This window comes from Polyangium sorediatum (genome assembly GCF_029946465.1).
GTDB classification, from domain to species: Bacteria; Myxococcota_A; Polyangia; order Polyangiales; family Polyangiaceae; genus Polyangium; species Polyangium fumosum.
Genome location: NZ_JARZHI010000113.1, coordinates 1 through 21,041 on the forward strand (window position 1 = coordinate 1; position 21,041 = coordinate 21,041).

Consider the following 21,041-nt stretch of genomic DNA (forward strand, 5'->3'; position numbering starts at 1 on the left):
CCGCGGAAGCCCCAGCAGCGGCGGCGACTCCGGCCCCGGCGGCGGCAGCTCCCGCAGCGACGCCCGCGCCCGCGGCCGCGCCGGCTCCGGCGACGACGGCGAAGGCGGCGCCGAAGGCCGCTCCGAAGAAGGCCGCGGCGCCCAAGAAGGGCGCGGAGGCGGCCTGCGGCGAAGGATCCTGCGGCTAACGGGTGGCTCTCGGGTCGACGATCACGGGGGTCGGGCTCGGGCTCCGGTTCGATTTCCTCGACGACGTGCTCGCGCGGGTCGAGGCGGATGCGTCGCTCGGGCCCGCGCGGTTTTTCGAGGTCGCACCGGAAAACTACATGCGCCGGGGCGGGTTCGTCCCGGCGGCGCTCGAGCGGATCGCGGCGCGATTTCCTCTGCTCTCGCACGGGCTCTCGATGTCCCTCGGCGGGCTCGATCCCTTCGATGACGACTACATGCGCGAGCTCGCTGCCTTCACGCGGCGGTTCGGCGTGCCGTTCCACTCGGATCACCTGTGTTTTTCGGGGTTCGGGGGGCGCATGGCGCACGAGCTCTTGCCGCTGCCGCAGACGCGGGGGGCGGCGGCGTACGTGGCCGCGCGGGCGCGCGAAGCCGAGGATCGGCTCGGGTTGCCGATGGTGGTCGAGAACATCACGCGGTACGTCGTGCCCGGCGCGCCGGAGATCGCGGAGGCGGCGTTCGTCGCGGAGGTGCTCGATCGTTCGGGGTCAAAACTTCTGCTCGACGTGAACAACGTGTACGTGAACGCGATCAACGACGGCACGGATCCGCTCGTGTTCCTCGCGGAGATCCCGCTCGATCGGGTCGCGGCGATCCACGTGGCGGGGCACGAGAAGCGCGCCGGGACGGACCTTGTGATCGATACCCACGGCGCCGACGTGCTCGGCGAGGTGCTGTCGCTGCTCACGTGGACGATCGAGCGGACAGGGCCCGTGCCCGTGGTGCTGGAGCGGGATCATGCGATCCCGCCGCTCGACGAGCTGCTGCGGGAGCTGTCACGGGTCGAAGCGGCCTACCAGGCAGGGCTCGCGGCGCGGGAGGCGCGGGCGCGTGGCTGAAGAAGAGGAGGGGCGGGCCGCGATCGCCGAGGTCGCGGCGACGTTCGCAGCGGTCGTTCGAGGGCCGCCGGCGGAGACGCGCCTCGGCGTGTACAGATCGCTCGTGCGCCGCGGCATCGTGGGAGCCGTGCGGGCGCAGATGCCGCGCACGGCGGCAGCACTCGGGGCGCGGTTCGAGGCGACGGTGGACCATTGGCTCGACGAGGCGCTGCCGCGCTCGCCGTACCTGCGTGACGCTGCGGCCGAGCTCGTTGGCTGGGCTGCGGCGCGATGGGCCTCGGATCCGGCCGTTCCGCCGTGGATTCCGGATCTTTCGCGTCATGAGGTCGCGCGGTTCGAGGTCGCAGCGGCGGCCTCGGCCGGTGCGCCGAGTGGCCTGCCGCTCGCGCTCGATCGGGCGGTCTCGTTTGGCGGCGCGGCCCGGGTCGTTCGGTACACGTGGGCCGTACACCGCTTGCCAGAGGATACGTCGGGCGAGCCGCAAGAAGAGCCCACCGCCCTGCTCCTGTACCGGGACGGGGCGCACGAGGTCCGGTGCCTCGTGCTCTCGCCGCTCGCAGCCGCGATCCTCACGCGGCTCCTCGAGGGCGCGCAGCTCGGGGAGGCGGTGACGGCGGCATGCGCGGCGATCGGGGAGCCGCTCGGCGAGGCGGTGTTGCGAGGCACGGCGGAGGTGCTCGCGGACCTCGGGGAGCGCGGGGTGGTCCTCGGCGCGGTCGAGCAAGGAAATCACGATCCCGGCACGCACGCGGCGGGCGAGCGCGGTATAGTCGCCCCCGAACGAACATGAGCCGACACCTCCGCGTTTTCCCATGACGACGAGCTCGCAACAGGACCCGCTCGGCATCACGGGGACGATCCTCGCCGAGAAATACCGGATCGACGCGCTCATCGGCGAGGGTGGCTTCAGCGTCGTCTACCGCGCCGAGCACCTCATCTGGCAGCAGCCGGTCGCGATCAAATGCTTCCGCATCCTCGCGCAAGCGCCCGAGAACAAACGCGACGAGCTGCTCGACGGGTTCATCCAGGAAGGCCGGCTGCTCGCGAGCCTGTCGAGCCGATCGGCGGCGATCGTGCAGGCGCGCGACATCGGCAAGTTCACGACCGCGGACGGGATGTGGATCCCGTACATGGTGCTCGAGTGGCTCGAAGGAAAGACGCTCGATCACGTGCTCTTCGTGGAGCGCGTGAGCGGCGCGAAGCCGCGCGAGATCCACGAAGCGCTCGCGTTGCTCGAACCCGTCGCCGTGGCGCTCGAAATCGCGCACGCGAAGAACATCGCGCACCGCGACATCAAGCCCGCGAACATCTTCGTCATCGGGGATCCGCGCGGGGCTTCGCCGTTCACGAAGATCCTCGACTTCGGCATCGCGAAGGTGATGGCCGATCACGCGGCGGCGACGGCGGAGCTCGCGCAGACGGGCAAGGAGATCACCGCGTTCACGCCGAACTATGGGGCGCCCGAGCAGTTCAGCCGATCGTACGGCGCGACGGGCCCGTGGACCGACGTGTTCGCGATGGCGCTCATCATGGTCGAGGTGCTGCGCGGCGGGATCCCGGCGTTCGAAGGCGAGGACTTCATCCAGTTCGCCGTCGCGAGCCGTGATCCGATGCGCAGGCCGACGCCGCGCACGTTCGGCGTGCAGGTCTCGCCCGAGGTCGAGGCCGTGTTCGAGAAGGCGCTCGCGGTCGCGCCGACGGACAGGTACCCGTCGATGGGTCGCTTCTGGGCCGCGCTGCACGAGGCCGTGTTCCCGGACATCGCGTGGAATCCGGGCACGACGAGCGGCGTGTCGTCGTCGATCACGTCGTCGCCCGGCGGACGATCGGCGTCACGCGCGAGCATGCCGGGCGCGCTGCAGGAGACGCTCCCGCGCCCGAGCAGCGGCACCGCGGTGATGGGATCACCCTCGCTGACAGGGGCGCAGGGCACGCAGCAACGCACGACGCAGGACCCGCCGGGATCGTTGGCGACGCCGCCGGCCGCGCCGATGCCGACGGGCAACACGCCTGCCGCGGATCAGGGCAAGGGGCTCATGGCGTTCGCGGCGATCGCTGCGATCGCGCTGCTCGGCGGCAGCTTCGCCGCGTACAAGATGTTCACGAAGCCCTCGGGTGGAACGCCGACCGCGGCCTCGTCGGCGCCGGTGGCGAGCGCGGCGCCGAGCGCGAGTTCGTCAGCCGCGATCGCGGCGGCGCGGCCGACGGAGTGCCCGGCGGGGATGGTGCTCGTGCCGGGCGGCAAGTTCTTCATGGGCTCGGACGAAGCGTCGTTCAAGCTGTGGCAACCGGCGCACAAGGTCATCCTCGACACGTTCTGCGTCGACCTGCACGAGGTGACGGCGGCCGAGTACAAGGAGTGCTCGGATCAGGGCGAATGCAAGCGCCCGGAGGTCGCGCCGAACTGGCCGAAGACGGCCGGGAGCACGGACGAGGAGCACGAGAAGAAGCGCGAGTCGTACTCGGAGTTCTGCACGTTCGGCAAGGCGGGCCGCGAGAACCATCCGGCCAACTGCGTGAGCTGGTACCAGGCCGACGGGTACTGCAAGTTCCGCAAGAAGCGCCTGCCGACGGAGGCGGAGTGGGAGTACGCGGCGCGCGGCTCCGACGGCCGCAAGTTCCCCTGGGGCGCGGACGAGGCCGCGGCCGGGCACATGAACGCGGGCGGCAAGGAGTGGGCGGCGTGGGAGAAGGCGCAAGGCCTCAAGCTCACGGGCACGCTCTACGACATCGACGACGGCTACCCGGGCACGGCGCCCGTCGGCAGCTTCCCGCAGGGCAAGACGCGCTTCGGCGCGGACGACTTCGTGGGCAACGTGTGGGAGTGGACCGCGGACTGGTACGAGACCTACAAGGCCGATGAAGAGCAGATCAACCCGAAGGGGGCGCCCGCAGGGGACCGGAAGGCGATCCGCGGCGGCGGCTTCAACGGCGGCGTGCAGCAGTGGCTCAATCCGGCGTTCCGGTTCCACCAGGTTCCGGACGCGACGACGCCGGTGATCGGGTTCCGCTGCGTGATGAACCTTTGAGGTCCAAGCGCCAGCGGAGCCGCGCGACGACGAGCCCGATCGACGTGCCGAGGAGCGCGCCCGCGAGGATGTCGCTCGGGTAGTGCACGGCGAGGAAACAACGCGACCAGGCGACGAGCGCGGCGAAGACGAACGCGGGGACGGCGAACACCGGGCGCACGGAGGCGACGAACGCGGCGAACGCGAACGAGCCTGCGGCGTGTCCGCTCGGGAAGGAGTGTCCGCCGGGCGAGGCGATGAAGACGGGCTCGCAGGCGGCGAGCGCGTCGCAGGGGCGCACGCGGCCGACGAGGGCCTTCACGGTGGAGACGAGGGCGCTCGTGGCGACGAGCGCGGCGACGAGGCGTGCGGTCGTGGCGCGGGTCGCCTCGCGCGCGAGGAAGGGGACGAGGGCGAGCATGCCCCAGCCGCCGCCGATGAAGGTGATGACGACGAAGAGGGGCGTGGCCCAGGCGGGCGAGCCGCGAGCGGCGCGGAGGACGGCCTCGTCGGCCGCCAAGATCCCATCGAGGAGGCTCAAGCGCGGAGAGGATATTCTCTGGCGCCGGCTCCCTGCTAGGTTGTCTGGCCGTGCCGGTCCCCGACCATCTCCTCGGCGATACGTCGGTGACGGGGCCGCTCGGCTCCCTCGCCTTGTCCCAGGTGCGCCCTGGGAGCACCGTGCTCGCGCTGCGGGCGGTGAAGTGGCACGAGGGGCTCGGGCGGCTCGGCGTCGTCCTGCCGTTCGCGCTCGTGCACGACGTGGGCCTGCTCTTCGCGACGTCGCGGGATCACGTGGAGATCGGCCCGCGCTGCGAGCCCGCGTCGATCGCGCGCGGGATGCCGGATCTCCAGCGGCTGCTCGACGGCTACCGGCGCGTGCTCGAAGAGCTCGGGCAGAGCGAGGCGGCGCGGCGCGCGCCGGAGCTCAAGATGAGCGACGACCTCGTCATCGTGCTGCTCTCGCGGCTGCTCGGGGCGGTCGCGTCGCGCGTGAACGTGCCGCCGGCGTATCGCGCGGCGGTGCCGATGGACGCGTCGCTCTTCGAACGGATCGACACGCAGCTCCCGCAGCTCTTCTCCACGGCGCGACGTGGCTTCGAGGCGTCGGCGCTCTCGGCGCTGGAGGTCTCGCGGCTCTTCGTCCTGACGATGACGGACGCGCTCGACCTCGACACGCTCCGGCTCTTCGGCATGCTCGGCGCGGAGGGCGCGGGCGGCGCGCTGACGCAGGTCGATCTGCTCGCGGCGCTCGAGTCGCCGGAGGCGAACGACATCGTGAACTTCTCGCTGGAGATCCTGCCGAGCGTGCTGGAGACGAAGACACGGCCCGCGGCGGGGACGACGGCGGCGCACGGCTACTCGGGGATCGGGACGCGTGGCTCGATCGACGGGCTCGTGCTCACGGAGCTCGCCTGGGACGACCTCGAACTCGCGCGGAGGCTGCTCGACAACGAGGTGCTCTACTACGCGCGCGAGCAGAGCCGCGACGAGCAGAAGCGGGTGCATTACCTGCTCGTCGACGCGTCGGCGTCGATGCGCGGCGACCGGCAGACGTTCGCGCGCGGGATGGCGATCGCCACGGCGAAGAAGCTCTTGCTCGAAGGTGAGGACGTGGCGTTCCGCTTCTTCGACGCGCGGCTCTACGAGATCCACCGGGCGCACGGGGACAAGCTGCCGACGGCGCACGTGCTCTCGTTCAAGGGCGAGCGCGGTCGAAACCCGGCGCGCGTGTTCGCCGAGCTCTCGACGGAGCTCGATCTCCACCGGCACCGCGATCCACGTTCGCCCGTCGTGCACCTGTTCACGCACGCGGCGCTCTACATCCCGCGCGAAATGGTGCAGGCGGTGCGGCGCTCGGCGCACATCGCGGCCGTGTTCATCCTGCCCTCGGGCGGCAAGCTCGACCTCGACTACCTCGACCTGCTCGACGCGCACTGGGTCGTCGACCACGCGACCTTGTCGAGCGGCTCGGCACGCGCCAACGCGGCGCGGTCGATCCTCGATCAGACGACGGCGTCCTCCGGGGAAGAGGCGGGCAAGGGCGCGGCGAAAGGGGCGGAAGCGTGAGCGGCCGGCCGGTATCCGATCTGCGCGAAGAGGCGCGGATGGCGAGCGCGCGGGGCGACCTCGCGCGGGCGCGGACCGCGCTCGTCTCGGCGCTCGGACAGACCATCGCGCGCGAGGAGGAGTACGCCGCCGCGGTCCGCGATCTGCGCGAGGTGCTCGTGGCGAGCGGCGATCCGCGCGGCGCCCTCACGCTCGACTGGTACACGGGCAGCGAGAGGGGGCAGCGGGACCTCGTGACGAGCGGGCGCGTGCCGATGATCGATCGCGCCCGCACCTACCTCGCGTGGGCCGATCGGGCCGAGGACGCGTCGCGCAAGCAGGCGCTCTACGCGAAGGCCGCGGACGAGTACGAGTCGGCGGGCCTCGTGGCGCAGGCGGCGATCGCGCGGGAGCGCGGCGGTGATCTGTACCGGGCGCGCGCGCTCTGGTCGCGCCTGTCGCAGGTCCTCGGCGCGTCGGGCGGGGACTTTTACGCGGCGGGGCTCGCGCGCTTCAACCTCGCGCGGACGTCGACGCGCACGGGGGAGCCCGCGGCCGCGCGCGAGGCCGTGGTGGCGGCGGTGCACCTGCTCGAAGAGGCGGCAGATCGGTACGAGACGATCGGCCAGCGCGAGCGCGCGTTCGACTGCTACCAGGTGCTCATCGCGATCGGCCGGGAGAGCGGCGAGTTCGAGCACGTGCTCGAGGGGTACGTGAACGTGATCCGCATCCTGCGCGAGGATCACCTGCGTTATTATGCGCTCCAATCGTACGAGGAGGCGCTCTCCGCGGCGGAGAAGCAGAAGGAGGTCTCGGCCGCGGCCACGCTCGCGCGCGAGATGAGCGCCTACGCGCGGAAGGAGGGGCTCCCGGCCGTGGCGAACTTCGGGACGCTGGCGCAGGCGCGCCTCTGGCAGGAGGTCGCCGAGGCGTCGAAGGCGCGCGGCGCGCCGCCGTCGATCGCGGAGAACGCGCTGCTCGCGGCGGTGATCGCGCTCGGCGAGGCGGGGCAGTACGGCAAGGTCGGCGCCGTCTACGAGAAGCTCGCGGCGCTCGACCTCGAAGAGGCGCGGCGCAAGCACTACACGAACGCGCGCAAGCGCTACGTCGAAGCGCAGGACCTCCGGATCGAGAGCCAGCCCTTGCCGGCGCACCTCCGCCACGAGGTCGGCTTCCCCGAGGTCTGGCACGTCGATCTCGTCGAGTGGGAACAACGCGGCAGCGCGAGCCAGGCCTCGGGCGACGTCGTGCTCGACCCGTCTGCGTGGTCGGAGGTCACGCGAAGGCGCGCCATGCTCGCGCGTCTCACGGCGCTCGCGATCGAGGCCGAGGAGGAGGCCTCCCCCGGACGAACCGCGCAGAGCCAGCTCTACGCCACGCTCGCCGAGCAGCTCGCGCTGGTCGAGCTCTACACGATCCTCTCGCCGCTCGAGGTCCTCTTCCGCAGGCCCGAGCGCGAGGTGCGGATCGCGGTCGTCCGCGCGCTCTCGCGGTTCCTTTACAAGCGTACGTTCATCACGCTGCGCGAGGCGCTCGTCGACGCCGAAGGCGGCGTCGTCCAGGAGGGCGCCAAGGCGCTCGAAGAGCTGCGCTTCCCGCACGCGTTCGATCCGCTCGCCCGCATCTATCGCGAGTCGCAGAGCGCCGTGGTGCGCGCCTCCACGGTGAAGGCGCTCGCGCGCATCGACACGCTGGAGGCGGCCGAGATGCTCCTCGGCGTGATCGAGCACGACGGCCGCGAGGAGCGTCAGGCTGCGCTCGAGGCCCTCAAGAGAGCGCGCGGCATGAAGTTCGTCGACGTCGCGAAGTCCGCCCTTCCTGGCCTCTCGAGCGCGGCCCAATCGGCCGTCCGCGAGGTCCTCCGGAGCCGCGGCATCGGCGGATAGCCCCCTGGTCATTGGCCTGTCCAGCCATCGGATTTCAGTCTCCGCGTACGTCTCGTACGGGGACATCAGGTCCGGACCGGACACGGGATTCCAACTCGTCCCGAGCGATCCCGAGACGAAGATGGCCTATGCATGGACTCATGGACGGCGCGCTTCGGGGGGAGCGTCTCACCAGGCCGTCCCGGCCCCCGGGAAGTTGCTGCTCGACAAGGTCGACTTCTCGGTGACTCCCGGTGGCCGGCGTCTTTTGAGGCGCTTCGCCGGGGAGAAGGATCGGCGGACGGTCAATCTCCCCGGCGAAGCGCGAGGCGCTTCGTGGGGCCGCGCTACGGCGTCAGGATCGACGCGAGCGCCGGGACGAGCGCCGGGTACTGGAACACGTAGCCGAGCTCCTTGGCGCGCGCAGGCACCACACGTTGGCCCGTCGTCAAAATCATGACGGCCTCGCTCCCGAGCGCGACCTTCACCGCGAGCTCGGGCGTCGTGAACCACGAGGGCCTGTGCATCACGCGTCCGATCGCCGTCGCGAGCTCCTTGCTCGTCGCGGGCTCGGGCGAGACCACGTTGATGGGACCTCGCGCGCGCGCGTCGTTCAGCGCGAGGAGCGCGAGGCCCACGACGTCTTCCGCGTGCACCCACGCGATCACCTGCGAGCCCGGCGCGATCGGCCCGCCTGCGAACATCTTGAACGGCAGGAGCATCTTCTCCAGCGCGCCGCCGCCCTCGCCAAGCACGACCCCGATCCGCAGCATCACCGTGCGCACGCCGAGCGCCTCGGCCTTCGCCGCCTCGGCCTCCCATCGCTCGACCACGTCTGCGAGAAACCCTTCGCCGCGGCTGCCCGTCTCGTCGAGCGCCTCGTTCGGCGGCCTCGGCCCGTAGTAGCCGACGGCCGACGCGCACACGAACACCTCGGGCTTCTTCTCGGCGCGACGGATGCCTTCGACGACAAGGCGCGTCGAGTCCACGCGGCTCGCGACGATCGCGCGGCGGGCCTCATCGGTCCATCGCTGCGCGACTGGCTCGCCCGCGAGGTGCACGATCGCGGACGCGCGCCCGACCTCGTCGAGCCACGGCCCTTCGTGCTCGGGATCCCACGCGACGGCCGTCGCACCTCGAGGCAGCTTGCCTCGCGCTCGGTCGGGATCCCGCGTGAGCACTGTCACGCGATCGCCGCGCTGGAGAAGCGTCTCCGTGAGACGCCGACCGATGAACCCGGTGCCGCCCGTCAAAAGGACCGTCTTCACCACGGCGCTCTTTACCATGGTAAGAGCCTACGGACATGAACCTCGAGGTCTTCCGCAAGCTCCCGCTCGGCGGCACCGATCGCCGCGCCATCGTCCAAGCGCTGGCTCAGGACGGCCCTCGTGTCGCGCGGGAGCTACTCGCCGCGCAGCGGACCCTGCTCAGGCCGCGCGGCGCGCGTATCGCCAAGGACACGGCCGTCGTCATCCTCGGCGGCTCGAACGGCATCACGCGGGCCCTCGCGGTGCAGCTCCTCTTCGGCGAGCACGCGGCCGTCTTCGGCGTCCACTACGACAGCGAGAAGATGCAGATCGGCGGCCACCACGTCGCGGCGTTCGTCGAGGCGGCGACGGCCGAGGGGCTCACGGCGCGCGTCTGGAACGCGGACGCGACGAAGCCCGAGACGGTGGAGGAGGTCGTTTCGGCGCTGAAGGGTCAGTACCGCGCGGTCCACCTCGTCAACGGCATCGCGGCGGGCGCGACGAAGCGGTACGCCGAACATGGCCCGACGAACGTGAAGGACATCGACGTCGCGTTCGATCCGATCCTGCAGGTCCCGGATTTCGGCCGACCGGAGAACATCCGTCGTGTCGGGCTCGTGGAGGTCGAGGTCGCGACGGACACGGACATCGAGCGGACGAACCGGTTCATGGGCACGTCGTCGCTCCTCTGGGCTGAGCCGCTCGCCGCGGCGGGCCTACTCGCGCGCGGCGAGAGCATCGTTTCGTTCTGCGATTACGATTTCGAGCCCGACGATCCGGTCTACGCGATGGGCCCGCTCGCTGGCGCGAAGAAGCTCCAGCGGCAGACGATGCAGGAGATCCAAGATCGATTCGGGGTGCGGACGGTGCGCCTTTGTTATCCGGCCGTGGGGACGACGGCGCTCGGCGCGATCCCCGGCGGCCTGCTCATGTACGGGCTCTCGGCGCAGATCCTCAAAGAGCGCGGGCAATACCAGGACGTCCTCGAGCTCGGGGCGGCGACAGCGCCGATCTTCGCGCCGGAGTTCCAGAGCTCGGTCTTCCGCCTCGACGAGGCCTACCAGGCGGTGCTGCCCGAGTTCCACCGGCGCAAGGACGCGCTCTCGCCGGAGAACCTGCGGCCGTCGTTCACGCAGCTGTATCGATGACCGGTAAAACGTCGAGCTCCCAGGCGCACACCGCGAAATTCGGGGCCTGACCGAAGCGGCCGTGGTTGTTCTGGGAGAGCTCGGCCATCGTCAGGACGTCGAACGGCAGCGTATTGCGCGCGTCGTCCTTGCTATCGAAGTTCCGGTATCCATACCGGTGGCCGCATTCATTGACGAGCGCGTCGTGAATGACGGGCAAAACGAGGTCGTGATAACGCTTCCTCGTCCCCCATATCATCGCGAATGGCTGTGAACATGCGGTGCGAGGCATAGCGGTGAAGGAAAAACGTCTGGCAGAATATGGACAGCGTCCAGTGCCCGACGAAGAACAGCGCGATTGCCATCGCTCCTAGGTAAGCGACAGGGGACGCGCCCACCGTCACGGGAGAGTCATCGTTCCGTCGGTCCATGGACGGCGAGGTGGTGGGAAGGCCGGAAACCACCTCGGTCCGGCCCGCCGCGATCCACGTTTTGAGCCTTGAATGAACCGTGGACGTCGTCGTCCAAGTTTTTTGGCCAAGCGGCGAACGGGAACCCGAGCCCGTTCGCGCGTGTTGGCTCGCTTGTGGCTCGCTTGCTTCCGATGCTTCGCTCCGTCGTGGGGCTCTTGCCCCCCGTTGGCCCGAGCGGAGAGCTCTGCTAGCCTCGGCACGTCCTTGTCGAACTCGGGTGCTTACCTGGGAGGAACTCGAATGAACATGCGATTCTTTGCGATGCTCGGTGCAGTGGCTTGTATGGCGTTGGCGGGATGTGTCGTCGTCGACAACACCGGCAGCGGCGGCTCCGGTGGTGACGGCGGCTCGGGTCCGGGCGTCGGCGGCGGCGGTGGCCAGGGCGGCAACGGCGGCCAGGGTGGCCAGGGCGGCGCCGGCGGCTCCGGCGGCTCGGCCTGCACCGAGTCCTGTGGCGAGGCGGCCTCGGATCCCGAGCTCACCTTCTGCGACACGCCCGACGGCAAGGCCGCGGACGAGCTCTACAGCGCGGCGTACGCCTGCACCTGCGAGTCCGGCAACATCTGCGAGGCGATCTGCAAAGACAGCCTCTGCACCGGCGGTGCCCCGAGCGCCGACTGCCTCTCCTGCATGAACGATCCGGCGAAGTGCGGCCCCGCGGTCAGCGCTTGCGCGAACGACGTCTGATCGGCCACGCAATTCACCCATCGCGCGAGCGGCCTCCGGTTCTCCGGGGCCGCTCGCGGCCTTTTGTGCACCAAAGGACGCCGACGCAAAGCCGTGCTAACGAGCCGCTCCGTGAAGGCCATCATCATCGGCGCAGGCCGCGGCAGCCGGCTCCGCCACCTGACCGAAGAGATCCCGAAGACCCTGGTCCCCGTCCTCGGACGCCCGATGCTCGACGGCATCCTCGAGGCGCTCGCCGCCGGCGGCTTCTCCCGCAAGGACATCATCTTCATCTGCGGCTACAAGGCCGAGGTCATCCAGGCGCGGTACCCCGACTTGACCTACGTCGAGAACACGCGCTGGGAGCACAACAACATCCTCGCCTCGCTGCTCTGCGCCCGCGAGCACCTCGCCGAGGGCTTCGTGTCCACGTACGCGGACATCGTCTACCGCCCCGAGATCGTCGCCGACCTCGTGCGCACCCCCTGGGACATCACGCTCGCCTGCGACACGGACTGGCGCAGGCGCTACCACGGCCGCTCGCAGCACCCGGAAACCGACGCGGAAAAGATGCGCGCGGACGACCGGCGTGTCGTGGAGCTGTCCCGGCGGATCGTGTCCGAGCAGGCGGCGGGCGAGTTCATCGGCGTGATGAAGCTCTCGGCCGGCGGCGCGCGGCGGTTCGTGCACGCCTACGACGAGGCGAAGGCCGCGCATCCGGAGGGCGTATTCCGCGAGGGACGCACGTTCGAGAAGGCGTACCTGATCGACCTCTTGCAGCACATGCTGGAGCGGGGCGAGGCGATGCACCGCGTGGACACGTTCGGCGGGTACATGGAGATCGACACCGTCGAGGATGCTTCGCTCGCCCAGTCGTGGTGGAGCGGAGGCCGGACGGACGCCTGAAATCGCGGCGCGCCTGAAACGCCTGGCCGGCCCTGGGGTACGCTTGGGGAACAAAGGAGGCGCGGGCATGCGGCGAGCTTGGGCCGAGGGCGTAGGGACGTTCATCGTGGTCTTCGCGGGGTGCGGGGCGGCGGCCGTGGGCGGGGCGGCGCTCGGGACGATCGGGATCGCGCTCGCGTTCGGGCTCGCGTTCGCCGCCGCCGCGCTCGCGCTCGGGCCGGTGAGCGGGGCCCACCTGAACCCGGCCGTCACCGTGGCCGCCGCGCTCGCCGGGCGGATGCGGCCGCGTGACGTGTTGCCCTACGTCGCAGCGCAGATCGCGGGCGCGACCGCGGGCGTTGGGCTCGCCGTGACGATCGCGCGGGGCAGGCCGGGCGGGGCGCCGGGCGTGTTCGACGCGCTCTCCGGCGGGTTCGGGCGGCACTCGCCCGGGTTCTACGGCGCGCCCGCCGCGCTCGCCGCGGAGATTGGCCTCTCGGCGATCCTCGCGTTCGTCCTGCTCGGCGGGGCAGAGCGCGCGCGCCCGGCCACGCAGCATGCGCTCTCGGCCGCGGCGGGCGGCATCGGCATCACGCTCGTGCACCTCGTGGGCATGCCCGTCACGGGGCTGCCGGCGCATCCGGCGCGCGCGCTCGGCGCGGCGCTCTGCGCGGGCGGGGTCGCGCTCGATCAACTCTGGGTGTTCGTGCTTGGTCCGATCGTCGGCGGCGCCATCGCGGCGATGGCGCTTCGGATTTTGTTCACACCCGAACGATCGAGCGAAGGCGCACGCGCGACGGCCGAGCGAGCGCGCTGAGCGCCTCCCTCAGCCGAGCTGAAAACGAACGGCCGGCAGATCCACGGCGGCCGTATCGACGACGAGCGTCTCGCCGCCGCGGAGCACGTCACGTGGTCGTACGGGAGCGAAGCTTTCATCGGGCTTCTTCCGGCGGCTCACGATGCGGCAGGGCAAGCGGTCTTCGAGGTCCATCACCGTCGCCTCGGTCTGCGACGCGCCGACCGTCACTTCGGCCGTCACCCGCACGACGTCGTCGATCCGGTAGGCGGCGTGCACGCCCTCGTACGTCGCCTGGATGGCGATGAGCGGCGCGGAGAGCGCGCTCGTCGAGAACGACTGATCGAGCCCGAGCGCGCCGCCGACCTTCCCCGCGAGCCTCTGATCGAACATGCGCATCACCACGCGCACGCTCGGGTTCATGCGCTTCGCATCGAGCGCGATCTCCAGGTTCGCGAGGTCGTCGCTCGTCGCGCACACGACGGCCTTCGCGCGCTTGGCGCCCACCTTTTCGAGCAGCTCGTCGCGACGCGCGTCGCCGATGTGCACGGGCACGCCCTTCTCGCGCACCTGCTCGATGAAGCCTTTCGTGTCGTTCTGCTCGATCGCCACGACGTCCTCGCCGAGGATGCAGAGCTCCTCGATCACGCGGTAGCCCACGTGCCCGACGCCGCACACCACGACGTGCCCGCTCATCATGTCGGTCATGATCGAGGTCCACACTTCCCGGCGCGTCGCGAGGTCGAGGAGCGACGCGCCGATCTTGAAAACGCCCTGCGCGAGCAGGAAGAGGCCCGCGAGCGGGGTCAACCAGAAGACGGCGCGCGCGACGGGCGTGTGAGGAAAAGGCTCGGTCGGCTCGAAGACGAGCAGCGTCCAGAGCGACCAAACCGTCTCGGAGAAGTCGGGCAGAGGCTCGCCGCCGCGCCGGAGATCCCAGCGCAGGACGAGCGTCGCGACGATGAGGTAAAGGGCGGCGTAGAGGAGGGGCGGCCCCATGCGCCGCAGGACGTAGCCTGCGGCGGCGATGCGGAGCCGGACCGTTCGGAAACGACGGCGCTTCGAGATCAGTCTTCCTCTTCCGTGACCTTGAAGCCGCTGTCCTTGATGACCTTGTCCTGGACCATCGGCGGGCAGATCGCGAGGTGGTCGACGCTCATCGAGAACGTGCCCTTGCCCTGCGTCATGCTCTTCAGCTTCGACTCGTACTCGAGCACCTCGGAGAGCGGGACGTACGCGTTCACGATCGTCTGATCCTCGACCGTGTCCGTGCCGAGGATGCGGCCGCGGCGGCTGTTGATGTCGCCGATCACGTCCCCCGTCGCCACGCTCGGCGCGACGACCTGCATCTTCACGACCGGCTCGAGCAGCACCGCGCCGGCCTGCGCCGCGGCGGCCTTGAAGGCCTTGCTGCCGGCCATCTGGAAGGCCGCGTCGGACGAGTCGACGTCGTGGTACTTGCCGTCGTAGAGACGCACCTTCAGGTCGACGAGCGGGAAGCCGGCGAGGAAGCCCTTCGCCATCGACTTCACGATGCCCTTCTCGACCGAGGGGATGAACTGGCGCGGGATCGCGCCGCCGACGACCGCGTCCTCGAAGACGAAGCCCTCGCCGCGCGGCATGGGCTCCATGTCGATGTAACACACGCCAAACTGGCCGTGGCCGCCCGTCTGCTTCTTGTGTTTGCCCTCGACGCCCGCGACGCGCTTCGTGATCGTCTCTTTGTAGGCGATGTGCGGCGCGCCGAGGCGGCAGTCGATGCCCACGCGGCGACGGATGCGCTCGACCGTGATCTCGAGGTGCAGCGAGCCGAGGCCCGACACCACGAGCTCGCGCGTCGTCTCCTCGATCGACACCGTGAGGCCCGGATCCTCCTCGGTGAGCTTGTAGAGCGCCGAGCTCACCTTGTCCTCGGCGCCTTTGCCCTCGAACTTCACGCCGCGCGAGAACAAGGCCGGCGGCAGCTCCGGCGCCGTGAACTGGAACGCGTGCTTCTCGTCGGAGAGCGTCTGGCCGCTCAGCGTGGACTTGAGCTTCGCGAGCGCGACGATGTCGCCAGCCTTCACCTCGTCGACGGCCTTCGCGTCCTTGCCGACGATGTTGAAGAGCTTGCCGACACGCTCGGCGTTGCCCGTCGACGCGTTGAGCAGCGAGCTGTCGGCCTTGAGCGTGCCCGAGAGGACACGCGCGAACGACGTGCGCCCCGCGTGCGGATCGATCGAGGTCTTGAAGACGAACACCGCGGTCGGCGCGTCGATCGAGCTCGGCCGCTCGGCCGCAGCCGGCGTCGAACCGACCTTGCCGCCGGGGACCGTGCCCTTCCACGTCGAGTGCGCCGTGGGCGGCGGGATGAGCTCCACGATGCCGTCGAGCAGCGCCGCGACGCCGCTCGGGCGCGTGCCCGAGGCGAAGTACACGGGGACGATCTTGCCCTCGCGCACGGCGTCGCGCAGGCCCTGATCGAGCTCCTCCTGCGTGAGATCACCTTCGGTCAGGTACTTCTCGGTGAGCTCGTCGTTCGTCCCGGCGACGTCGTCGACGAGCCTCCCGCGGCCCGTCTCGAGCACGCTCGCGAGGTCGGCGGGCACCGCGCCCGCCGCGATCACGTTCGGCGCCTCGGGCTTGCCGATCCACGCCTTCTTCGTGCGCAGCGTGATGATGCCCTGGTAGTCGAGCCCCTCGCCGACGTGATGCTCCATCACGGCGAGCGGCGCCTTGAGGCGCGCCTTGATCTCGGCGACGACGTCGTCGGGCTGCGCGTTCTCCGCGTCGACCTTCGTGACGACCACGAGGATCGGCAGGCCTTGCGCGCGCGCCCAGCCGAAGACGCGCTCGGTGATCGGCTGCACGCCGTCCTTGCCGCTCACGACGAGGACCGCCGCGTCCACCGCGCCAAGCGCGAGGCGCGTCTCGGCGAGGAAGCTCCCCTCGCCGGGCGTGTCCACGACGTTCACCTTCTTGCCGTTCCAATGCAGGTAGGCGACGCTCGCTTCGAGCGAGGCGGCGTGGTCTTTCTCCTCGGCCGAGTCGTCGAGAACGCTCGACTTGTCGTCCACTTTGCCGAGCTTGGGCGTCGCCTTCGCCACGAAGAGCATGGCCTCGGCGAGCGACGTCTTGCCGGCTCCTTTGTGTCCGATCAGAGCAACGTTGCGAATGTCGCTGGGCGCGGTCGTCGTCATGGTCGGTTCCTGTCCACGCCCTCGCGCTCCCCTTGTCGCAGGGCAGATCTCCCCTCTACGCCTGTTCGGTCGCCCTTGCCAGGGGGTTTGGGTTCGAAGCATTGCGGTTTGCGCGTCGAGCCCATGGGAGGACGGCGGCGCGTCCATCCCCGCGCGGACCGCCCCAGACGGGAGCGGGCTCGGATAGCATCCGCCTCCCGCTCGGAGTCGCATGCAGGTCGCTCGTTTTACCCTTCAGTTTGCGCTCGGAATCGCTCTGACCTACGCGCTGCAGCGCTGGGACAAGAGCCGCCTGTCCGAAGAGCAGAGGGAACGCGCCTGGAACGCGGCGACGTGGGGGGCGGCGCTCATGTGGTTCGGGCCCCTCTGCATGCCGGCCTGGGGCTGGGTGACGCGGCGCGGAAAAGGGCGCCTGCACGCGCACTTCGGCTTTGCGCTCGGCGCCATCGTGACCTTGCTGATCGGGCTCGTGGTCCAGGGCGTCGACGCACTGTTCGTCTGGGCCGCCGGCTTGCCGCCCGAGACGCCGATCTGATGCTCGACGCTTGATCAGCGGCGCGCGAGGAGCTTTCCGAAGGCCTCGGCGGAGAGCGTGTTCGCCACGTCCTTCGCTTCGCACCAGCCGCGCCGCGCTTGATCGAGGCCGAAGCGAACGTGCGCGGCCTGCTCCGCGTTCGCCGCCCGGCTCGTGATCACGAGCTGCGCGCCCGTGTCCTTGACGGCCCGCGCGTAGCCGTCGGCGCCCGCGAGGAACGCGGGGCGCGCGTCGAGCCCGAGAAGCACGCCGTGCTCACGGCAAACCTTCGCCACGGCCTCCACGTCGAACTGCTTTGGTTTGCCGCCGTTGAAGGGACGCGCGAGCACGTGGATACGCCCCGACTTCGCCGCGGCGACGAGCGCCTGCGTGAGCGATTTCTCGTCGAGGTCGGCCGCGTGGATCTCCCCGACCACGACGTCGACGTCCTCGCTCGCCCCGACCGAACCATCCGCGCCGATGGGCACCACCGCGCCGGCGAAAAGCGTCACCTTCCCCGCGTGCTTCTGCGCGCGCTCGACGTCGTGCCGCGACGCGCCGAGCACCACGAGCCACGCCGCGCCCGTCGCCTCGCACGCCGATGCGATCGCCGCGATGCCGTCCGCGTCGAGCTTCCCCCCGACGAAGTCCCCACGCAGCTCCGCGCGCTCGACGAGCTTCGGCAGCTTCCCTTCCCGCGACGCGTCGATCTCGCCGCGATCCTCGCGCAGCTCGGGCGGCACCCAGGCGAGCCCCACCGAGGCGAACACGTCTTCCTCGCGCTCGCCCGAGATGCGTTTGTCCTCCTGGAACACGCCCCACTCGCTGATCTTGAGCTTCCGGCGCACGCCGAGCGTGCGGATCGCGATGTTGTGCGCCTTCGACCCGGTGAAGTAGTGCATCGCCGCGCCGAACGACTCCACGGGCACCACGCGCAGATCGACCTGCAAGCCGCTCTTCAAGAGCACGCTCGTCTTCGTGTCGCCGTCCGCGAGCACCTTGTCCGTCGCCGGATCCGAGATGAGCTTCTTCCCGATCGCGACGCTCGTCTCCGCCGCGACAAGGATGTCCACGTCGCCCACGTTGTCCCTTCGCCTGCGGTAGCTCCCGGCGACCTCGATCTGCGAAACGCCGTCCGTTTCGCGCAGCCGCGCCACGATGGGCTCGACCTGCGCCTCGGCCTCGGCGAGCGAGATCCGTTTCCCGCGCGCCGCGCGCGCCGCGATGCCTTCGAGGATCTGCCCTTCGAGCTTCGGCCCCACGCCCTTCAGCGCGCGCAGCCGCCCTTCCCGCGCGGCCTTCTCGAGCTCCTCGATCGTGTCGATCCCGAGCCCCTCGTGGATCGCCTTCGCCCGCTTCGGCCCGAGCCCCGGCAGCTCCAGCAGGTGGATCAGGCTCTCCGGCGTGCGCGACTTCAGCTCGTGCAGGAGCGCGAGCTCACCCGACTCCGCGAGCTCGCGGATCTTGCCGGCCAGGTCCTTGCCGATACCCGGCAGCTCCTCCAGCGAGCCCGGCCCCTTCTCGGGCAACGTGCTCACGGGCGAGGCCAGCGCGGAGACCGTGCGCGCGGCGCCCCGGTACGCGCGGACGCGGAACACGCTCGCGCCTTCGATCTCCAGGAGATCAGCGACCTGATCCAGCGTGCTCCCGATGGTTTCGTTGTCCATGTTCTTCCTCTTCGCTCGCCTGCTCGCGCCAGACCAGACTGCGAAAAGCAAATCACACGTCGGGTTTCTCGCGCTATATCCCGTCGCCCGTGAGGACCTCCTTCGCCGCAGCCAGCCTGTTCGTCCTGGCCGCTGCCGCTCCCGCCTCGGCGACCGTCGCCGCGCCCAACGCCGCGCCCCAGGGCCCGACGGCCTGGGCCGACGCGTCGCGCGGCGGCATCCGCGGGCTCACCATCGGCCCCATCGAGAGCCTCCGCCACGCCGGCAAGGGCTACGGCAGCCCCGCGAGCGGACGCGCGATGGACGAGGCCAAGGCGCTCGGCTCCACGTGGGTCAGCCTCACCCCCTTCGGCCGCGTGTGGGACCTCCAGCCGAACGGGATCGACCTCACCTTCGAGGCGCCGTTCGCCGAGAACCGCGCGAACGTCCTCCACGCGATGGCGCAGGCGCACGCGCGTGGCCTCAAGGTCTTCCTCGTCCCGCACCTGTGGGTCGAGACCGGCGGCTGGCGCGCGCTCATCGATCCGGGCGACGACGCGGCCTGGGAGCGCTGGGCCGCGGCGTACAAGCGCTTCCTGCTCACCTGGGCCGAGGTCGCGGCCGAGGGCGGCGCCGAGATGCTCAGCGTCGGCGTCGAGCTCCGCAGCTTCGTCACGACGGGCCGCGCCGCCCTGTTTTACCCGATCATCCAGGAGGTCCGCCGCGTCTACCCGGGCCTCTTGACCTACTCGGCGAACTGGGACGACGCCGAGGACACGCTCATCTTCGGCGAGCTCGACCTCGTCGGGATCAACGCGTTCTACCCGCTCGCCGACAAGGACGGCGCCGGGCGCGAGGCGCTCCTCGCGGGCGGGCGCAAGGTGGCCGAGGGGATCGAGCGGCTCACGGCGATGTGGGGGCGGCCGGTCGTGCTCACGGAGATCGGGTACACGACCCGCAAGGATCCGGCGATCCGGCCCTGGGAGTGGCCCGACGGCATGAAGGACGTGACGATCGACGAGGAGGCCCAGGCCCTCGCGTACGAGGCGCTCCTCGCGCCGCTGCTCGACAGCCGCTCGTGCGCGGGCTTCTTCGTGTGGCGGTACTACGCCGACCCGGACGATGTCTCCCAGGAAGCCGCGTGGGGCTTCTCCCCGCGCGGCAAGCTCGCCGAGCTCGTCCTCCGCGACGCCTTCACCGCGCGCTGGGCCGCCGATGGCCCCGCGATCCTGGGTGACAACCTGGGTAGGCACCGCGCCCGCACCCCGGGATTTTTCGGCTGGGAGCTCTCCCCGCCCCTCTTTTGACCCGAAACCTTTGGACGTCCGGCGGTTGGACGTCCCACGAACGCCTGCGCCGGCCCTGGCACGGTTCTTCCTAGGCCCCTCTGCCACTCGGCCAGCCCCCTGGGCCTGGCCCATGCTGGCACAGGAGTCGACATGATCCGACGAACCTTTTCTTCCTTCTTTTCGATCTTCACGCTCGCGGCGCTCTCGGCGACGGCCGCGGGCTGCATCTTCGTCGGCGCCAACGGCGGCGGCGCCTGCGAGGTCGACGGCAAGCAATTCTCCGTCGGCGAAGAATTCCCCGCGCCCGGCGGCTGCAACACCTGCACCTGCCAGGCCGATGGGTCGACGATCTGCACGCGATTGGCGTGCGTCGGGACCTGCACCGTGAACGGCAAGGTCTTCACGGAGGGCGATAGCTTCCCCGCGGACGACGGCTGCAATACGTGCACCTGTGGGCATGACGGCTCGGTCGGTTGCACCGAGAAGGCCTGCCCCGAGCCTGCGTGTATCGTCGACGGCATCGGCTACAAGCCCGGCGACACGTTCCCTTCGAGCGACGGGTGCAATACGTGCACGTGCGGCGAAGACGGCATGGTCGGCTGCACCAAAAAGGCCTGCCTACCTTGTGCGTACGGCGGACAAACCTACCAGGCCGGCGACGCCTTCCCCTCGACGGACGGCTGCAATACGTGCACCTGCATGGCCGACGGCGCGGTCGCGTGCACCGAGAAAGCCTGCCTCGTCTGCACCTACAATGAACAGACCTACCAACCCGGAGAATCGTGGCAGGCGAGTGACGGTTGCAACACGTGCACGTGTAGCCCCGAGGGACTCGTGGGTTGCACGAAGATCAACTGCCCGTGATCGTCCCGACGATCCCCCTCCGCGTTTCCCCCGAACAACCCTCCTGTCCCGAAAAGCCCCTTTCATCCGGTCCGCACGCCTGGTAGTGCCCATCCCAGGCGTGGGACCTCGATGAGGAGTTTTTCCATGAAGCTTCGATCTCTTTCGGTGGCGGGGGTCCTCGCGGCGCTCGCCGTGGGCGTCGCCGGTTGTAGCGACGAACCGACGCAGAACACCACCACGAGCTCGTCGAGCAGCGGCAGCGGCGGCCAGGGCGGCCAGGGCGGCGACGGCGGCGTCGGCGGCATGGGCGGCGACGGCGGCGGCGGCGGCGGCGGCATGGGCGGCACCGGCGGCATGGGCGGCGGCGGCATGGGCGGCACCGGC

Annotated in this window: 19 protein-coding genes and 1 pseudogene; 14 read left to right on the forward strand and 6 right to left on the reverse strand. The window is 70.3% G+C overall.

Going from position 1 to position 21,041, the window contains the following annotated elements; translation table 11 throughout:
• The 4 genes from QHF89_RS47350 to QHF89_RS47365 all read left to right on the forward strand — a co-directional run.
• Positions 1–188, forward strand: a 188-nt coding sequence (locus QHF89_RS47350; RefSeq protein ID WP_284721892.1) for a hypothetical protein, incomplete at its 5' end; no start/stop codon positions are given.
• 3 nt (positions 189–191) lie between these two features.
• Positions 192–1,067, forward strand: coding sequence for an MbnB/TglH/ChrH family RiPP precursor modification enzyme (locus QHF89_RS47355; RefSeq protein WP_136967071.1), 876 nt, complete (start codon positions 192–194; stop codon positions 1,065–1,067).
• Complete coding sequence (locus tag QHF89_RS47360; protein WP_284721893.1) at positions 1,060–1,857, forward strand: HvfC/BufC N-terminal domain-containing protein; 798 nt, start codon at positions 1,060–1,062, stop codon at positions 1,855–1,857. The genes QHF89_RS47355 and QHF89_RS47360 overlap by 8 nt, the downstream gene beginning before the upstream one ends.
• A gap of 22 nt (positions 1,858–1,879) precedes the next feature.
• A complete protein-coding gene (locus tag QHF89_RS47365) occupies positions 1,880–4,096 on the forward strand; it encodes an SUMF1/EgtB/PvdO family nonheme iron enzyme (RefSeq protein ID WP_136967069.1) in 2,217 nt (738 codons plus the stop codon).
• Here QHF89_RS47365 and QHF89_RS47370 read toward each other — a convergent pair.
• On the reverse strand, positions 4,017–4,616 hold the full coding sequence (locus QHF89_RS47370) for a phosphatase PAP2 family protein (protein ID WP_284721894.1): 600 nt from the start codon (positions 4,614–4,616) through the stop codon (positions 4,017–4,019). The two genes, QHF89_RS47365 and QHF89_RS47370, sit on opposite strands and share 80 nt — an antisense overlap.
• A gap of 50 nt (positions 4,617–4,666) precedes the next feature.
• Between QHF89_RS47370 and QHF89_RS47375 the strand changes: the two genes are divergently transcribed.
• Both QHF89_RS47375 and QHF89_RS47380 read left to right on the forward strand, forming a co-directional pair.
• On the forward strand, positions 4,667–6,145 hold the full coding sequence (locus tag QHF89_RS47375) for a hypothetical protein (RefSeq protein WP_232379464.1): 1,479 nt from the start codon (positions 4,667–4,669) through the stop codon (positions 6,143–6,145).
• Positions 6,142–8,010 (forward strand): HEAT repeat domain-containing protein, encoded by a 1,869-nt coding sequence (locus QHF89_RS47380; RefSeq protein ID WP_284721895.1) that lies wholly within the window; start codon positions 6,142–6,144, stop codon positions 8,008–8,010. Before QHF89_RS47375 ends, QHF89_RS47380 begins: the two co-directional genes overlap by 4 nt.
• Positions 8,011–8,336: 326 nt before the next feature.
• Here QHF89_RS47380 and QHF89_RS47385 read toward each other — a convergent pair whose 3' ends face one another.
• Positions 8,337–9,275 carry a TIGR01777 family oxidoreductase gene (locus tag QHF89_RS47385; RefSeq protein ID WP_136967068.1) on the reverse strand — a complete coding sequence of 313 codons (939 nt, stop codon included), beginning with the start codon at positions 9,273–9,275 and terminating at the stop codon, positions 8,337–8,339.
• A gap of 17 nt (positions 9,276–9,292) precedes the next feature.
• Here QHF89_RS47385 and QHF89_RS47390 point away from each other — a divergent pair, with 17 nt between their 5' ends.
• Positions 9,293–10,384, forward strand: a complete 1,092-nt coding sequence (locus QHF89_RS47390) for a hypothetical protein (protein ID WP_136967067.1) — start codon at positions 9,293–9,295, stop codon at positions 10,382–10,384.
• Here the strand turns inward: QHF89_RS47390 and QHF89_RS47395 are convergent.
• A complete protein-coding gene (locus QHF89_RS47395) occupies positions 10,365–10,622 on the reverse strand; it encodes a hypothetical protein (RefSeq protein ID WP_284721896.1) in 258 nt (85 codons plus the stop codon). The genes QHF89_RS47390 and QHF89_RS47395 overlap by 20 nt on opposite strands.
• Positions 10,623–11,076: 454 nt before the next feature.
• Between QHF89_RS47395 and QHF89_RS47400 the strand changes: the two genes are divergently transcribed.
• From QHF89_RS47400 to QHF89_RS47410, 3 genes are all read left to right on the forward strand, one after another.
• Complete coding sequence (locus QHF89_RS47400) at positions 11,077–11,523, forward strand: hypothetical protein (protein WP_284721897.1); 447 nt, start codon at positions 11,077–11,079, stop codon at positions 11,521–11,523.
• Positions 11,524–11,634: 111 nt separating this feature from the next.
• Entirely contained in the window at positions 11,635–12,408 is a 774-nt protein-coding gene (locus QHF89_RS47405) for a phosphocholine cytidylyltransferase family protein (protein ID WP_136967066.1), read from the forward strand.
• 67 nt (positions 12,409–12,475) lie between these two features.
• Positions 12,476–13,204: an aquaporin gene (locus QHF89_RS47410; protein ID WP_284721898.1), complete on the forward strand. Its 729-nt coding sequence runs from the start codon at positions 12,476–12,478 to the stop codon at positions 13,202–13,204.
• Between the two features lie 9 nt (positions 13,205–13,213).
• Here QHF89_RS47410 and QHF89_RS47415 read toward each other — a convergent pair whose 3' ends face one another.
• A complete protein-coding gene (locus QHF89_RS47415) occupies positions 13,214–14,182 on the reverse strand; it encodes a potassium channel family protein (RefSeq protein ID WP_136967064.1) in 969 nt (322 codons plus the stop codon).
• A gap of 68 nt (positions 14,183–14,250) precedes the next feature.
• Complete coding sequence (gene fusA / locus QHF89_RS47420) at positions 14,251–16,362, reverse strand: elongation factor G (RefSeq protein ID WP_136967063.1); 2,112 nt, start codon at positions 16,360–16,362, stop codon at positions 14,251–14,253.
• 211 nt (positions 16,363–16,573) lie between these two features.
• Between fusA and QHF89_RS47425 the strand changes: the two genes are divergently transcribed.
• Entirely contained in the window at positions 16,574–16,897 is a 324-nt protein-coding gene (locus QHF89_RS47425) for a transcriptional regulator (protein ID WP_136967062.1), read from the forward strand.
• A 14-nt stretch (positions 16,898–16,911) separates the two neighbouring features.
• Here the strand turns inward: QHF89_RS47425 and QHF89_RS47430 are convergent, their stop codons facing one another.
• The gene (locus QHF89_RS47430; RefSeq protein WP_136967061.1) at positions 16,912–18,543 is read right to left on the reverse strand and encodes a DNA polymerase/3'-5' exonuclease PolX; all 1,632 of its coding nucleotides are present in this window, start codon (positions 18,541–18,543) and stop codon (positions 16,912–16,914) included.
• A gap of 89 nt (positions 18,544–18,632) precedes the next feature.
• Between QHF89_RS47430 and QHF89_RS47435 the strand changes: the two genes are divergently transcribed.
• The 3 genes and pseudogenes from QHF89_RS47435 to QHF89_RS47445 form a co-directional block, all read left to right on the forward strand.
• The gene (locus tag QHF89_RS47435) at positions 18,633–19,829 is read left to right on the forward strand and encodes a glycoside hydrolase family 113 (protein ID WP_284721899.1); all 1,197 of its coding nucleotides are present in this window, start codon (positions 18,633–18,635) and stop codon (positions 19,827–19,829) included.
• 132 nt (positions 19,830–19,961) lie between these two features.
• Positions 19,962–20,675, forward strand: a complete 714-nt coding sequence (locus QHF89_RS47440; protein WP_136967060.1) for a hypothetical protein — start codon at positions 19,962–19,964, stop codon at positions 20,673–20,675.
• Between the two features lie 126 nt (positions 20,676–20,801).
• Positions 20,802–21,041 (forward strand): annotated as a pseudogene (locus QHF89_RS47445) (hypothetical protein); the annotation flags it as partial.

Excerpts from the sequence above, each read along its gene's own strand:
- QHF89_RS47365 (WP_136967069.1), top strand. The coding sequence starts at position 1,880 with ATGACGACGAGCTCGCAACAGGACCCGCTCGGCATCACGGGGACGATC.
- QHF89_RS47385 (WP_136967068.1), bottom strand. The coding sequence starts at position 9,275 with ATGGTAAAGAGCGCCGTGGTGAAGACGGTCCTTTTGACGGGCGGCACC.
- QHF89_RS47390 (WP_136967067.1), top strand. The coding sequence starts at position 9,293 with ATGAACCTCGAGGTCTTCCGCAAGCTCCCGCTCGGCGGCACCGATCGC.
- QHF89_RS47395 (WP_284721896.1), bottom strand. The coding sequence starts at position 10,622 with ATGATATGGGGGACGAGGAAGCGTTATCACGACCTCGTTTTGCCCGTC.
- QHF89_RS47400 (WP_284721897.1), top strand. The coding sequence starts at position 11,077 with ATGAACATGCGATTCTTTGCGATGCTCGGTGCAGTGGCTTGTATGGCG.
- QHF89_RS47410 (WP_284721898.1), top strand. The coding sequence starts at position 12,476 with ATGCGGCGAGCTTGGGCCGAGGGCGTAGGGACGTTCATCGTGGTCTTC.
- QHF89_RS47415 (WP_136967064.1), bottom strand. The coding sequence starts at position 14,182 with ATGGGGCCGCCCCTCCTCTACGCCGCCCTTTACCTCATCGTCGCGACG.
- fusA (WP_136967063.1), bottom strand. The coding sequence starts at position 16,362 with ATGACGACGACCGCGCCCAGCGACATTCGCAACGTTGCTCTGATCGGA.
- QHF89_RS47425 (WP_136967062.1), top strand. The coding sequence starts at position 16,574 with ATGCAGGTCGCTCGTTTTACCCTTCAGTTTGCGCTCGGAATCGCTCTG.
- QHF89_RS47430 (WP_136967061.1), bottom strand. The coding sequence starts at position 18,543 with ATGGACAACGAAACCATCGGGAGCACGCTGGATCAGGTCGCTGATCTC.
- QHF89_RS47440 (WP_136967060.1), top strand. The coding sequence starts at position 19,962 with ATGATCCGACGAACCTTTTCTTCCTTCTTTTCGATCTTCACGCTCGCG.